Consider the following 12,465-nt stretch of genomic DNA (forward strand, 5'->3'; position numbering starts at 1 on the left):
CTGTCGGTCCTTGGCCGTCATTGCTAGTCGACCAACCTTTTCCGATAGCGGTGAGTGGAGACGAGGAACTTCTGACTGATGCCAGGCGGAGCCCAGAGAGCACCGTCGAATGTGTCGATGAGGCACCAACCCTGTCGAATGTAAAAACGTTCGGCTCGGATGTTGCCCGCTGTGCAAAAAAGCTCCGCCTGAGATACCCCGTCTTGCCGCAAAGCGTGTTCTGCGAAACCCAACAAGGCAGACGCCACGCCGGTGCCTCGAGCGCCTACGCCAACGTAGAGTTTGACGACTTCGATCCCCATCAAGGAAACGAAACCAATCAGGTTGTCGCCTGATCGAGCAACGTAGAAAGTATCTGGCGCTTCCTTCAACCAGATGCGGAAGTGACTCTTCGTCCGGTAAACTAGAGCCTCTGGAGGAACCAGTTCGGCATGAGCGTCATGCCATCCCTGATGCCAAAGGTGAACGATCGCCTCCTCGTCTTCGGGGGCTGCTGGCTGAATGTCCATATGGCTTCGCTGTCGTTCTGAAGAATATCCAGGAAAATTGGAGCTTACGTAAAGCCCCATGAATGGCAACCCGAAGACGTGGCCGCTTATGGCGCATCAGCGCCATGACGGGGTCCGGGCCGAAGCGGACGTTTAACCGGCGGTGCGCGTGATCATCGCCATTTGCTTCACACGATTGTCACCTCAAGAGATTAGCCGTCGGCCAATGCTTTTCCTTGAGCGAGGCTGAACGTGGTACAGCATCGGCCGCGCATCGTAGTTGTCGGTGCAGGAATCATTGGTTCGGCGATCACATACAACCTGGCCATCCAGGGCGCGAACGTCCTGCTCTTGGACAGAGGTCCAACAGCTGGTTCTGGCGTAACAGGACGGGCTTTCGGTTGGATCAATGTGATAAACGGAACCCCCTGCGACCAGAGCTACGCCCTTTGGCGCGAAGCAGTTGCAGAGTACAGGGGGTTACAAATTGCTCTCCCGACAGCCTTTGCCTGTGCACGCTGTGGGTCCTTGTTGTGAAAAAGTACGACAGAGGAGACGGAGGCGTTCGCCGACCTTCATCGTCAAGCAGGGGAACGTGTCGAGCTAGTGTCACGACAGGCATTGCAGGGATTGGAGCCCGGTCTTCGCCGAGCACCAGAACTCGCTGTCTTTTCGCCAGATGATCTGGCTCTTGATCCAGGGCAGCTTGCCAGAGACCTCGTCGCTGCGGCAGTTGCCGCTGGCGGCTCGACTCTCTTCGGCGCGGCCGCCGATACAATCGAAACCGTAAACGGGAGGGTCTCCGGGGTAAAAGTTGGGCATGAGACCATCCCAGCCGACATCGTGGTTATGTCGGCTGGTTCTGGTATCCAAGAGCTGGCTGATCGGATTGGCATTCAAACAGGTTTGACGACATCTCCAGCCCTGCTACTTCGCTACACATGTAATCGCACTGTTGTAAACCATATCTTGCGCGGCCCTCGTTTGGAAATCAGACAAGCCATTGACGGCAGTCTGCTTGTTGCAAAATCCTACGTGGCCAACGGAGAGGAGAACGGCCCCAAGTTGGTCGGGGAGACGCTGCTTAACGTAATGCACGACGAACTGGACTTACCCGAACAGGTTGAGCTGCAGAGTGCGGAGATTGGCGAACGTCCGATTTTTCTCGACGGCTTGCCGCGTACTGGCTTTCTGCCCGAAGTCGAGAATTTGTACCTGGCAGTCGGCCATCCAGGCGTAATTCTTGCCCCGTTGATAGGTCGCATGACCGCACAAGCGATTATGAAAATCAGGAGCAAGAGCGCCGCTCTTACTTCTTACTAGGGTGTCGACTTCAGACATCGCGCCTATGTCTCCTTTTGGCGCGAGAGAGACCACCGGCTGTCGCCGATGGTCAAGAGCCTATAGCTCAATCCGCAATCCTGAGGGCATCGTCTACTTCGACGCCAAGGTAGCGGACGGTGCTTTCCAGCTTAGGGTGACCGAGCAGAATCTGGACGGCCCGAAGATTGCCCGTCTTCTTGTAAATCTGTGCTGCCTTGGTGCGCCGCATCGAGTGGGTGCCATAGGCGCTAGCGTCGAGTCCGATAGACGCGACCCAGCGATGGACAATGCGGGCATACTGCCTCGTCGACAAGTGCTGCGCCGTCTCCCGACGGCTTGGAAACAAGTAGCTGCCGCCGTTCCTTCGAACAAAGGGAAGCCACGCCGCCAGTGCGGTCTTCGTCTGCTCGGTGACCTCAAACTGCACGGGCCGTTCGTCTTCTTCTGGATAATGGTGGCCCGATCTCGAATCGAACTACCGGACCACAAGTCCTCAACCCTCAGCTTGACGAGGTCACAAGCGCGAAGCTTGCTGTCGATGGCGAGGTTGAACAGCGCCAGTTCTCGGATCGCGCCGCTCATCTCAAGCCGAACACGGATCGGCCACACGTTCTTTGGCTGTAGTGGGCGCTTCTGACCTACCAGAATTCCCTTGTTCCACGGATAGCGACCACGCAGTACGAGGGTGTCCATGCCTAAGCCTCCACCGCTCCTCCCACCGCGTCGCCTCCGTCAGGCAGCCGATCATAGCACGTTCCGTCGCTACTCGGCCGCAAGCCGTCATCGATGTGTTGTCGGGGGATGCAATAGAGTGCGGCCATCCCACGCGGAAACAAACCATGCTGACACTTCTGGCACTTCATGGCTCAGGCCGAGACGAAACCGATTTGGCAGAGTTCTGTCACCAGCTTGCACCTCAGGCCCACATAAGCGCTCCTCGTGGCCCGTTTGCACAGGCAGACGGGTTCACCTTCTTCAGACGCCGTTCTGATCGCAGCATTGCTGCTGCTGAGGTCTTAGACCGGGCGACGAGGTGGGTTTCGCAAGAGGTCGAGGCGCATCTCCCGGCATCCGGTGAGGTCATTGTGGTAGGATATTCCAGCGGCGCGATATTTGCTGAAGCGTTACTCTCGGTCGCTCCCCAGAGGTTCGCGGGGGCGGTTCTCATGCGCCCCGAACCGCTCTCCTCGAATTTCAGTTTTTCAGAAATGCCGGCAAAACCGATCCTGATCGTGGCAGGAAAGCACGACGAGCGCCGACGCCACGACGACGCTGCCGTTCTTACTGAACAATTCAACAAGGCTGGGGCTGTCGTTTCGCTGCATGTCATAGATGCCGGGCATGGATGGGCACGTCACAATGCGGACGTTACGTTGGCACGCTCCTGGTTAGCGACCGTCACCACCAACTAACGTCCGCTATTGGCGCATCAGCGCCACCGAAGTGCCCGATGCAGCCTTATAAGGCGCTTCACCTGCACCGCTGCTGGTGGATAGGTTACCGAACCATAACAACCGCTTCGCCTCTGTCACGTGACAGGCGATCTACCTCACTATACCCCAGACGCGTGGCGAGTTTCATGGAGGGGGCGTTTGCCGCAGCGATCAAACATGCCGTACGTTGCCTATGATTGCTCTCAAACCAATGCTGCGCCGCCCTTGCAGCTTCAGTGGCATAGCCGCATCCATGGTATTGCGAGCGCAGTGTCCACGACATCTCTATGCTGGTCCCGGCGTGGCAGCCAAGGTCACGCTCAAATGTCGCGTAGCCGAGCTTGCCGACATACTGCGCGGTGCTTCGCTCAGTTACCGAGAATAGACCGAACCCCATGACTTCCCAGTGCCCGACATCACGTAGAAATCGCGCCCAAGCCTCGCTGCGGTCCAAGGGACCATTGCCGATGTGACGCATGACAGCCTCCTCGGCGAACATGTCCACCGTAGCTTCGAAGTCGGCATGAATGGGAGGCCGGAGAGTGAGGCGTTCTGTTTCGATCATTCAAACTCGATATGCTTACAACCCTTGATGCGCAAGAAGGGCATTGGGTCCGGCTGCGAATGCCGCGGTTTACCAGAAGGCGGTTTTCGGCCCGAAGCAGACTGTCACAGGCGAAGCCCGCATGGCTGCTGTGCGCCTCATGTCGGTCATAGCGGAAGTCATCGCGCCTCCCGGAAAGCAGACATGGTTCTGAAAGCGGCGTCACGCCGCCTGTGCGCCATGAGCGGCCACGTCTTCGGGTTGCCATTCATGGGGCTTTACGTAAGCTCCAATTTTCCTGGATATTCTTCAGAACGACAGCGAAGCCATATGGACATTCAACCAGCAGCCCCCGAAGACGAGGAGGCGATCGTTCACCTTTGGCATCAGGGATGGCATGACGCTCATGCCGAACTGGTTCCTCCAGAGGCTCTAGTTTACCGGACGAAGAGTCACTTCCGCATCTGGTTGAAGGAAGCGGCAGATACTTTCTACGTTGCTCGATCAGGCGACAACCTGATTGGTTTCGTTTCCTTGATGGGGATCGAAGTCATCAAACTCTACGTTGGCGTAGGCGCTCGGGGCACCGGAGTGGCGTCTGCCTTGTTGGGTTTCGCAGAACACGCTTTGCGGCAAGACGGGGTATCTCAGGCGGAGCTTTTTTGCACAGCGGGCAACATCCGAGCCGAACGTTTTTACATCCGACAGGGTTGGTGCCTCATCGACACATTCGACGGTGCTCTCTGGGCTCCGCCTGGCATCAGTCAGAAGTTCGTCGTCTCCACTCACCGCTATCGGAAAAGGTTGGTCGACTAGCAATGACGGCCAAGGACCGACAGCAGCCATGTCGCTGAGTGCCAATAGAAGACATGCACTGGCCGGATCGGCTAACATCGGTTCGCCATATCACGGATGCGCACATGCCGAGCTTAGTCGAACTCGTCCCTTACGATGCGAATTGGTTGAATGATTTTTCAGCGGCTGAAGCTTTGCTAAGAACAACGCTCGGCAAATGCGTCTTGGCTGTCGACCACATAGGCAGCACGGCTGTACCGGGCTTGGCCGCAAAGCCGATGCTCGACATTGATGTAACCCTATCCGGGTTGGACGACATTTCCGACGCAAGCGCGAACCTCATCAAGGCTGGATTCGAACCGCGTGGCAATCGCTACGACGACGACGTTTGGGCTTTCCTTTTGAAACGCCCTGCGCCTCAGATCAGGGTCTACCTCTGCCCGCCCTCAAACCAGACCCACGAACAGCGGATGCTTTTCCGAAATCATCTTCGTCAACATGACGACGTGGCTGCTGCATACCTGGCCCTGAAAAACCAGCTTGCGGCGCAGTTTCCGTATGATGGGGATCGTTATACGTCGGGAAAGAGTGCCTTCATCTCCGAAATAGTCCGCGCGGCGCAAAGAGAGGCGCGGTGACCGGGGCCGACTACCGCCTTGGCTAGGAGCGCGCCAGAAGCGTTCTTCGCGAGTGATCAATACTGATTGACGAATCAGTGCGGGGCGGCGCATCATTCGCTCGGCGCGGCCTACGCCTAACCTCCTAGACCTTCCCCAGCATGGTCTTGAACAGAGGCAAAGGGACTGACGTCTCGGGTCGGTTGTCTTGGTCCGATCGTTTCGGCGGGTTGCTGGGGAACTACGTCCGGAACGTGAAAGGCCTCACAATGACCCAAAACGGAAATTTCAAACGTCGTGTACGCGCTCGCGCGGCAAAGACAGGCGAATCTTACACCGCAGCTCTTCACCACATCCGCCAGCCGTCGGCCAAGCTTGCCATCCACGCAATACGGCTTGCTGTGGCGCAAACCTCTCTATTTGAAGATCCTCGCGACAAGTCTGCGCTTCGAGCGAGTGGGACGGAGTTGCGCGCCCTGATGATGGCCGCTCATAGCAGGCGCTCGCGTAATCCATTTCCCTGAAGGCGCGACATGCTCGCCCAACAAGCGGCTTATGTCGGAGAGCGGCCCAAAGGAGATCGGCCCATCAGACTGGGGACGATATGACTGGGCCACTTTGCGTTCAGAATTGGCGGCCACGAGCGAGCTGGCGAAGAAATTGAAGCTATGGACGGTGCTTGGGTCCGTCCATCAGCTTACACCTCCTCATCGGCCGCATAATAGCCTGTACGTCATATCTGATTGCGGAACACTGGTGACCCGCTACGACGAGCGCATGCTATCGAATACCAAAATTTCCTTCATGTATTCGCCTGGAAAATTTCCAGTGACATTCGAAGTGGATGGCGTGCGGTTCGGCTGCGCACTCGGGATGGAATCACACTACCCAGAGTTATTCACGGAGTATGAGCGGCTTGATGCAGATTGCGTTCTGTTCTCGACTACCGGCGAAAGCCCTTCCGCCGCCCCAGCATTCGCCGCGGAGGTGCTGGGCCACGCTGCCAGCAATACGTATTGGGTCAGCTACGCAGCTCACGCGCCGCAAAGCGTAGCTATTCCTGCTGGGATAGCATCGCCAGATGGCCGCTGGGCAGCCCAATGCGCGGCAGATGGCTCAACTTCGATCTCCGTCACCGATGTTACAATTGACCGGGAGCATCCGGCGCGGCCCTGGCGGCGAAGCGCTCGCGCCGACCTCTACGCTCCTCATCAGGTGGAGGGCGACGTGAGAAGCGACAGCCGCGACCAATTCTGATTATAATACGGTCAGGGGCAGCCCCTTGCCGCGACTTGATCCCTTTGGGCCGGCTGCCGACTTGGCCGGCTCGCGCCCCATTTCGGACGTTGAGCCGATACTCGTATCATCTGGAAGTCGACATGGCCGAAGGCGTCAACTCTCGTGCCAGAGGCTCGAAATCTGGTTCTCCATCCTGATGCGCAAGCCGCTGCGCCGCGCCAGCTTCGCCTCCACCGCCGATCTCAAAAGACCGCATTAAGCGCTTCATCGACTACTTCAACAAGACCATAGCAAAGCACCTTGACCGCCTAACCAGTGCGTCCAAATTTCCGCCAGCGTGTACTAGCCGAACGAGGATACTCGCTGGTTGCGCTCCTAAAGAGCTCAGCACACCGATTTGGTGGAAAGTGACGGCCGCTGGCCTCAATGATATAGTTTGGACAGGAACGGATATTAACCAGAATCGATGTTTGCGGGGCCGTCCCAATGTCAGGATTTCCTCTATCGCTCTTTCTCGCTGGCATGATCGGCTGCTGCGCTTCGAGCGCGCTTGCCTTTGACGAAAGGCTTGAGATTCAGTCGCGTACCCTGAGCGACAGCGCATTTCTTGGAGGTGATCAGGATGCGGGAAGTCCTGTCGTTCTAAGTGGCGGCCTTTCAGGCCCGGACGCCGAACAGAAGCTCCCTGTAGTTATTCTGCTGCACGGGACGGACGGGCCGGGGAGCGGAGCGGTCTGGAGCTGGAACCGCTTTTTGAACAGCAAAGGCATTGCGACCCTCAGCCTCGACAGCTATACGGGGCGGAACCTTAGCGAAGCGTCGTCCGACCAGTCGCTCTTCAGCCAATTCACGCAGATATACGACGCCTATCGGGCCGTGGAGGCCTTGGCCGCACACCCGAAAATTGACGGCTCACGCGTGGCGATCATGGGATTCTCGCGTGGCGGTAACGCTGCCCTCTATTCGGCAATGGTCAGATTCCAGAAGTCATTCGGGCCGAAGGAAGGCCTCATCGTCGCCCATTTGCCGTTCTATCCGGCTTGCAACTTCGAGCTTCTGGACCAGGTCAATGTTACCGGCGTTCCGATCCGGGAATTTCACGGGGCAGAAGACGACTGGACGCCGGCCGCCCCTTGTCGCGCCTATATCGACAGGCTCGCAAAGGCAGGTCACGATGCGCAGATGACCGTTTATCCCGGTGCGCTGCATAATTTCGACAGCCCGCGCAATCCCGCTCGTGTCTCTGATCCCGATTGGCAGACGTCGCGAAACTGCCTGCGCCGGGAAGAAGACGGGCAGCTTGTGAACGCGGTAACCGGCAAGCCTTTCACCTATACCGACGCCTGCGTCGAATACGGCCCGAGTTCACAGTACCACGATGCCGCCGCAACGGCAGCGCAGGCTGCGGTGATGGAATTTCTGATTGGCGTGTTTGCAGACAAATAGGCCGGCAATCACTACGCCGCGCCTATGCCCATGAGTGCCAAGGCCGCGCGTCCATTGGGGCCGTAAGGGTTTCCCAATGTCTCTGCCATCTCCTGGTGATGATAGTTGGTCGCCTCTATCAGCTCGACAGGCTTTCCTGCGGCCTTCGCTGTGGCGGCGAAATCACGGCCTTGGCGGCGGAACTCCGGCGTTTCGAGACTGCCGTAGGTGACCACCACCGGCGCGCCCAACCTCTCGACATGACGTTGCGGGCTCATGTTGTCCGCGATCTCGTCGGTGAACTTGATATAACCTCGCCGCCAAGACAACCTTACCGGTTCCATCTCGTACATGCCGCTCATGCACAATCCGCCTTTGATGATGTCGGCAGGCAGACCAAACCCCTTCTGCCATTCAGTTATGAGGGCTACGGCGCATAGATGGCCGCCCGAGGAATGCCCGCCAATGTAGAGGCGGTCAGGATCGCCCCCGAAGCTTGCCGCGTTCCTATACACCCAGCCGATTGCCTTGCGCACCTGCATAGCCAGAACGCCGAGGTCGCCGCCCACATCGGTGACCGATGCGAAATCAACCGCCACATAGTGTGCGCCCGCGCCGACGAACGTCTCCGCAGCGTAAGCGTATCCTCTGGCCGTGTCGTAGCGCCACGTCCCACCGTGAATAAACACGAAGATGGGCGCATTCGTATGATTGGTCCGGTAGATATCCATCTGCTCGATTTCCGCATCGCCGTAAGCCACCCGCTCGGGCACGCCGATCCGCGCGATGGTTGCTTCGCTGTGGGATGCGATTCGCTTTTGCACTATGCTAAGTTGGGGCTCGTAGTACTGCTGGTCATAGGCCGCGTCGAGTTCTACTCGGTCATAGTTCAAAAAGACGGGCGGGCCCTTTTCTGCTTCGGCGGGCCGATTTGGCAGCGCTGAGCCAGAGCCGGTGTCGAGACCGTTGCGGCTGCGGCAGTAGCCGCAATAAGGACAGCCCTGCGCGTAGGGCCGTCACCGGCCGATGCGGCGCTCGTTTGCATAACTCCCCTCCCCGAGGATAAGATAGGACAGAGTATGAAACTGCCGATCACGAAAAATAGCAAGTTCATCCTTTGTACATTACCGCCACTCATCTTTCGTGTCCCTGGGAGGCACCAGACGCTGGCCCATGGTCGCCGTCACCGTTGCGACAGGCGAGGGCAAATGGCCAAACCGCCGCTACGGACAACCCCTGAGTGATCGCTTTCTGCTGAATCAGGACATTCGACCAATCCGACGAACGGCAGCAACGGGTCAAGTCTGAGACCTCGGTCCCGCTGGGTTGAACGTCTGCTATCTCTTTTTGAACGCCAGAACCTGACAGTCCGGTAACGGCCCCCATTTTGGTCATCGCCAACCATGTTCGAGATGACCGCTTTTGGCGCACAGGCGGCGTGACGCCGCTTTCAGAACCATGTCTGCTTTCCGGCAGGCGCGATGACTTCCGCTATGACCGACACGGGGCGTCAACCAGACGCCGTTCGCATTCCGCGGTACGTGCAGCGGATCGACAGGTTACTCAGGCGCGACCTCAAGGCGCTGTTTCAGAAGCCAGTCCCAGAGCTCGGGATCGTTCAAGGCGGCCCGCTCGACGCCCGAGTGGTCCACGCCCTCCAAGACACTCAGACGAGCATTACGCTTCAGACCCACAAGCCGCTCATAAAGCACGACTGAATCCGACAAAGGGATGACTTCATCGTTCGTGCCGTGGAACACCCAGAAGGCTGCCTTTTCATTTGTTCTGCTAAGGTAGTGGCGATTGCCGCCGCCGGCGATCGGAACGACAGCGGCGAATGTTTCGGGAAACTGTTCTGCCATGGCCCAAGCAGCGAAAGCGCCGCGGCTGAACCCCACGACATAGACACGCGCGCGATCGACGCGATACTTCGACATAACGTCGTCGAGTGCCGCCTCGACTTTCTCGATCGGATAAAGCAGCTCTTCACTCGGATTCTGAGGTGAAAACACCAGGAAGGGGAATTTCTTTCCCTCCTCGATCAATTTCGGAATGCCACTCGATCTGACTTTCTCGATATCGGTCCCGCCCTGATCGCCGCCGTGTAGCCACACAACAAGCGGATACGCGTTGCTGGAGGACGCATAGTCGTCCGGCGTGTAAATCAGATAGTTGAGATCATTCTTTATGGTGGTGCTCGATCTCGCTGCCAACTGCTCTGCATGCGCCACGCCTGCACTGCACATTCCGATTACGGCCGTGAAAGCCAGTGCCATGATGTTCCGCGTCATTCGACCACCTGCTTCATAATGTTGCGCCTGTAGGCATCAAATGGAACCGAAAAACCAGAACTCAAGCCTGCCGACTCCGGGGATGGAACGTCGCCTCGGGGAAGGATTGTCGCGGAAAGCCGCGGCAATCCCGGAAGCGCGACCTGACAGCCCGGTTGTCGAGTGAAGAATTACCTCCGGCGTGGCGAGCAATCACTGGGTCAGGCCGTTCTCTCCTTCTCGTAGAAGGGCAGACAGTGCCGCTACATTTCCTCGATCGCATCCACCCGGTCCGGATAGAATGCCATGTGCTCCTTGATCTCACGGACCGCTTCATGCGGATTCTCGTAGGTCCAGACGGCATTCTTCGAGCGTTCGCCACCGGCCGCGATGCTGTAATAGGACGCATCGCCCTTGTAGGGGCAATAGGTCCCATGATCGGTGCGCGCAAGCAGCGACATGTCGACGTCGCTGCGGGGGATGTATTGCACGGGCGGATAGGACGCCTCGCGCAATGTGAGCGCGTCGCGCGTATCGGCCACGATGCGGCCATCGAGCCTGACTACAACACGCCGGGGATTGCGTTCGACAGTAATCGGATGGTCGGGGCCTGGAATTCTGATCGGCTTGTCTGACATGAGCGTTCGCCTTCAGGTGGTTGCACCGCCCCTTAGATAGGGTCACGCCTCCCGCTCCCCAAGGGCCGCACCGCCTCGACGGGCTGGGATGGCTTCCGGTCCGGCCAAACAAAATCATGAACCATCGGATATCTGAAAGAGTTGGAGCGGATGCGGGCGGAAACGGGCATGCGCCTTTCCTTGATCCCGCTCGATGTTAGCCAGATTGGAGATGCCGGCAGATGATTGCGAGAACAGGTGGGTGCCTTTGCGGCGCGCTGAGATATGAGGTGCGCGGAGAACCTTTGCGGGTGGGACTTTGCCATTGTGCGGACTGCCGCAAGGAAAGCGGCTCTTCTTTCGTGACCTTCGCCGTCTGGCCCACCCGGGCTTTCAAGAGCTCTGGCGAAGTCAAGATATTCGCCGGCCGTGGCTTTTGCCCCGACTGCGGATCGCGGCTCTTCAACCCGGGAGAAGAGGAAACCGAAATTCGCGTCGGTTCGCTGGACGATGCCCCGGCCGCTCTCAATCCCCAATACGAGATCTGGGTCGTCCGGCGCGAGGGGTGGTTGCCTCCCCTTCCGGTCCCGCAATATCCGGGGGATCGAAGCCGAACCTAATATTTTCTCGTGCGCTGAATTTTGTTGTTGTGTGTTCTTTTTAAAATTGACGCGCGATAAGTTTTATGGTGTTTACTCCCTGCCAAGGTCAGGGACGGGAGGGCCCGCCTGCCTGGTTGCAAACGTTGAAGGCCCGCCGTTTCCAAGGGAGGAAACCATGAATATGCCCCGCATTCTCAAAACTCTCGTCGCCGGCACCGCGCTCACCTTGCTGGCATCCGGCGCCTTCGCCGACGGCATCGGCGCATCGCTCCTGACCCAACAGCACCCGTTCTACATTGAGCTCGCCGAGGCGATGAAAGCCGAAGCCAAGGAAAAGAATGTCGCGCTCGAAGTGGCGATCGCCAATCAGGACCTCAACAAGCAGCTCGCCGACGTTGAGGACTTCATCGTCAAGGGCGTTGATGTGATCGTCATCTCACCTGTCGACAGCCAGGGCGTACGCGCGGCGATCGCAAAGGCGGAAAAGGCCGGCATCAAGGTGATCACCGTCGACGTTCCGGCCAATGGGGCGACGGTGACGTCGCATATCGGCACCGACAATTTCACCGGCGGCGTGAAGGCGGGCGAGCTGATGGCCGAAGTTCTCGGAAACAAGGGCAAGGTCGCCATTATCGACTATCCGACGGTTCAGTCGGTGGTCAATCGCGTCAACGGCTTCAAGGAAGCGATCGCCAAGCATCCGGAAATGGAGATCGTCGCGACCCAGACGGGCATCACCCGCGCCGAAGCCCTCGCCGCCGCACAGAACATGCTGCAGGCCAATCCCGACATTACCGGCATTTTCGGCTTCGGCGACGATGCGGCCCTTGCCGCGGCCGTTGCCGTCAAGGCTGCCGGACTGGAATCGCAGGTCAAGGTCATCGGTTTCGACGGCATGAAGGAAGCACGCGATGCCGTCGACGGCAATCCGGTAATGGTCGGCGTGATCCAGCAATTCCCGGACCAGATGGGCAAACAGGCGATCGACACCGCCGTAAAGGTTGTCGCCGGAGAGACGGTACCGGCCGAGCAGCCGATCGTACCGGGCGTCTACACCGGGAAATAGGTCCCTCCCAGGACGGCTGCCGCCTGCGGGCGGCGGCATACCACGG

At 58.4% G+C, this 12,465-nt stretch carries 11 protein-coding genes and 3 pseudogenes; 8 read left to right on the top strand and 6 right to left on the bottom strand.

What is annotated here, in order from left to right; genetic code table 11:
* Positions 1-23 precede the first annotated feature (23 nt).
* Positions 24-509: a GNAT family N-acetyltransferase gene (locus AC6CIG_RS00205; RefSeq protein ID WP_437406308.1), complete on the bottom strand. Its 486-nt coding sequence runs from the start codon at positions 507-509 to the stop codon at positions 24-26.
* A gap of 231 nt (positions 510-740) precedes the next feature.
* Here AC6CIG_RS00205 and AC6CIG_RS00210 point away from each other — a divergent pair.
* Positions 741-1,811: pseudogene (locus AC6CIG_RS00210) on the top strand (NAD(P)/FAD-dependent oxidoreductase).
* Between the two features lie 85 nt (positions 1,812-1,896).
* On the opposite strand, the pseudogene AC6CIG_RS00215 reads toward AC6CIG_RS00210, so the two are convergent.
* A pseudogene (locus tag AC6CIG_RS00215) lies at positions 1,897-2,504 on the bottom strand (tyrosine-type recombinase/integrase).
* A gap of 146 nt (positions 2,505-2,650) precedes the next feature.
* Here AC6CIG_RS00215 and AC6CIG_RS00220 point away from each other — a divergent pair.
* On the top strand, positions 2,651-3,223 hold the full coding sequence (locus tag AC6CIG_RS00220; RefSeq protein ID WP_498321920.1) for an alpha/beta hydrolase: 573 nt from the start codon (positions 2,651-2,653) through the stop codon (positions 3,221-3,223).
* A gap of 85 nt (positions 3,224-3,308) precedes the next feature.
* On the opposite strand, the gene AC6CIG_RS00225 is transcribed toward AC6CIG_RS00220, so the two are convergent.
* Positions 3,309-3,809 carry a GNAT family N-acetyltransferase gene (locus AC6CIG_RS00225; protein WP_437406881.1) on the bottom strand — a complete coding sequence of 167 codons (501 nt, stop codon included), beginning with the start codon at positions 3,807-3,809 and terminating at the stop codon, positions 3,309-3,311.
* Between the two features lie 183 nt (positions 3,810-3,992).
* On the opposite strand from AC6CIG_RS00225, the gene AC6CIG_RS00230 reads away from it, so the two are divergent.
* The 4 genes and pseudogenes from AC6CIG_RS00230 (at position 3,993) to AC6CIG_RS00245 (ending at position 7,885) form a co-directional block, all read left to right on the top strand.
* Positions 3,993-4,604, top strand: a complete 612-nt coding sequence (locus tag AC6CIG_RS00230) for a GNAT family N-acetyltransferase (RefSeq protein ID WP_498321921.1) — start codon at positions 3,993-3,995, stop codon at positions 4,602-4,604.
* 104 nt (positions 4,605-4,708) lie between these two features.
* On the top strand, positions 4,709-5,221 hold the full coding sequence (locus tag AC6CIG_RS00235; protein ID WP_498321922.1) for a GrpB family protein: 513 nt from the start codon (positions 4,709-4,711) through the stop codon (positions 5,219-5,221).
* Between the two features lie 248 nt (positions 5,222-5,469).
* Positions 5,470-6,457 (top strand): annotated as a pseudogene (locus AC6CIG_RS00240) (carbon-nitrogen hydrolase family protein).
* A 504-nt stretch (positions 6,458-6,961) separates the two neighbouring features.
* Positions 6,962-7,885, top strand: a complete 924-nt coding sequence (locus tag AC6CIG_RS00245) for a dienelactone hydrolase family protein (protein WP_498322418.1) — start codon at positions 6,962-6,964, stop codon at positions 7,883-7,885.
* Positions 7,886-7,896: 11 nt separating this feature from the next.
* Here AC6CIG_RS00245 and AC6CIG_RS00250 read toward each other — a convergent pair whose 3' ends face one another.
* The 3 genes from AC6CIG_RS00250 to AC6CIG_RS00260 all read right to left on the bottom strand — a co-directional run bounded on the left by AC6CIG_RS00250 (position 7,897) and on the right by AC6CIG_RS00260 (position 10,772).
* Positions 7,897-8,757: an alpha/beta hydrolase gene (locus AC6CIG_RS00250; RefSeq protein ID WP_498321924.1), complete on the bottom strand. Its 861-nt coding sequence runs from the start codon at positions 8,755-8,757 to the stop codon at positions 7,897-7,899.
* Positions 8,758-9,423: 666 nt separating this feature from the next.
* Positions 9,424-10,155: a carboxylesterase family protein gene (locus tag AC6CIG_RS00255; protein WP_498321925.1), complete on the bottom strand. Its 732-nt coding sequence runs from the start codon at positions 10,153-10,155 to the stop codon at positions 9,424-9,426.
* 242 nt (positions 10,156-10,397) lie between these two features.
* On the bottom strand, positions 10,398-10,772 hold the full coding sequence (locus AC6CIG_RS00260) for a DUF427 domain-containing protein (protein ID WP_100670272.1): 375 nt from the start codon (positions 10,770-10,772) through the stop codon (positions 10,398-10,400).
* 221 nt (positions 10,773-10,993) lie between these two features.
* On the opposite strand from AC6CIG_RS00260, the gene AC6CIG_RS00265 reads away from it, so the two are divergent.
* Together AC6CIG_RS00265 and AC6CIG_RS00270 are read left to right on the top strand one after the other, a co-directional pair.
* On the top strand, positions 10,994-11,371 hold the full coding sequence (locus AC6CIG_RS00265; RefSeq protein ID WP_498321927.1) for a GFA family protein: 378 nt from the start codon (positions 10,994-10,996) through the stop codon (positions 11,369-11,371).
* Between the two features lie 157 nt (positions 11,372-11,528).
* On the top strand, positions 11,529-12,419 hold the full coding sequence (locus AC6CIG_RS00270) for a substrate-binding domain-containing protein (RefSeq protein WP_010975799.1): 891 nt from the start codon (positions 11,529-11,531) through the stop codon (positions 12,417-12,419).
* Positions 12,420-12,465 lie beyond the last annotated feature (46 nt).

This window comes from Sinorhizobium sp. GQ132, from assembly GCF_059758575.1.

Bases quoted from the DNA above. Each gene is read 5' to 3' on its own strand.
- AC6CIG_RS00205 (WP_437406308.1), bottom strand. From the start codon at position 509: ATGGACATTCAGCCAGCAGCCCCCGAAGACGAGGAGGCGATCGTTCAC.
- AC6CIG_RS00220 (WP_498321920.1), top strand. From the start codon at position 2,651: ATGCTGACACTTCTGGCACTTCATGGCTCAGGCCGAGACGAAACCGAT.
- AC6CIG_RS00225 (WP_437406881.1), bottom strand. From the start codon at position 3,809: ATGATCGAAACAGAACGCCTCACTCTCCGGCCTCCCATTCATGCCGAC.
- AC6CIG_RS00230 (WP_498321921.1), top strand. From the start codon at position 3,993: ATGGTTCTGAAAGCGGCGTCACGCCGCCTGTGCGCCATGAGCGGCCAC.
- AC6CIG_RS00235 (WP_498321922.1), top strand. From the start codon at position 4,709: ATGCCGAGCTTAGTCGAACTCGTCCCTTACGATGCGAATTGGTTGAAT.
- AC6CIG_RS00245 (WP_498322418.1), top strand. From the start codon at position 6,962: ATGATCGGCTGCTGCGCTTCGAGCGCGCTTGCCTTTGACGAAAGGCTT.
- AC6CIG_RS00255 (WP_498321925.1), bottom strand. From the start codon at position 10,155: ATGACGCGGAACATCATGGCACTGGCTTTCACGGCCGTAATCGGAATG.
- AC6CIG_RS00260 (WP_100670272.1), bottom strand. From the start codon at position 10,772: ATGTCAGACAAGCCGATCAGAATTCCAGGCCCCGACCATCCGATTACT.
- AC6CIG_RS00265 (WP_498321927.1), top strand. From the start codon at position 10,994: ATGATTGCGAGAACAGGTGGGTGCCTTTGCGGCGCGCTGAGATATGAG.
- AC6CIG_RS00270 (WP_010975799.1), top strand. From the start codon at position 11,529: ATGAATATGCCCCGCATTCTCAAAACTCTCGTCGCCGGCACCGCGCTC.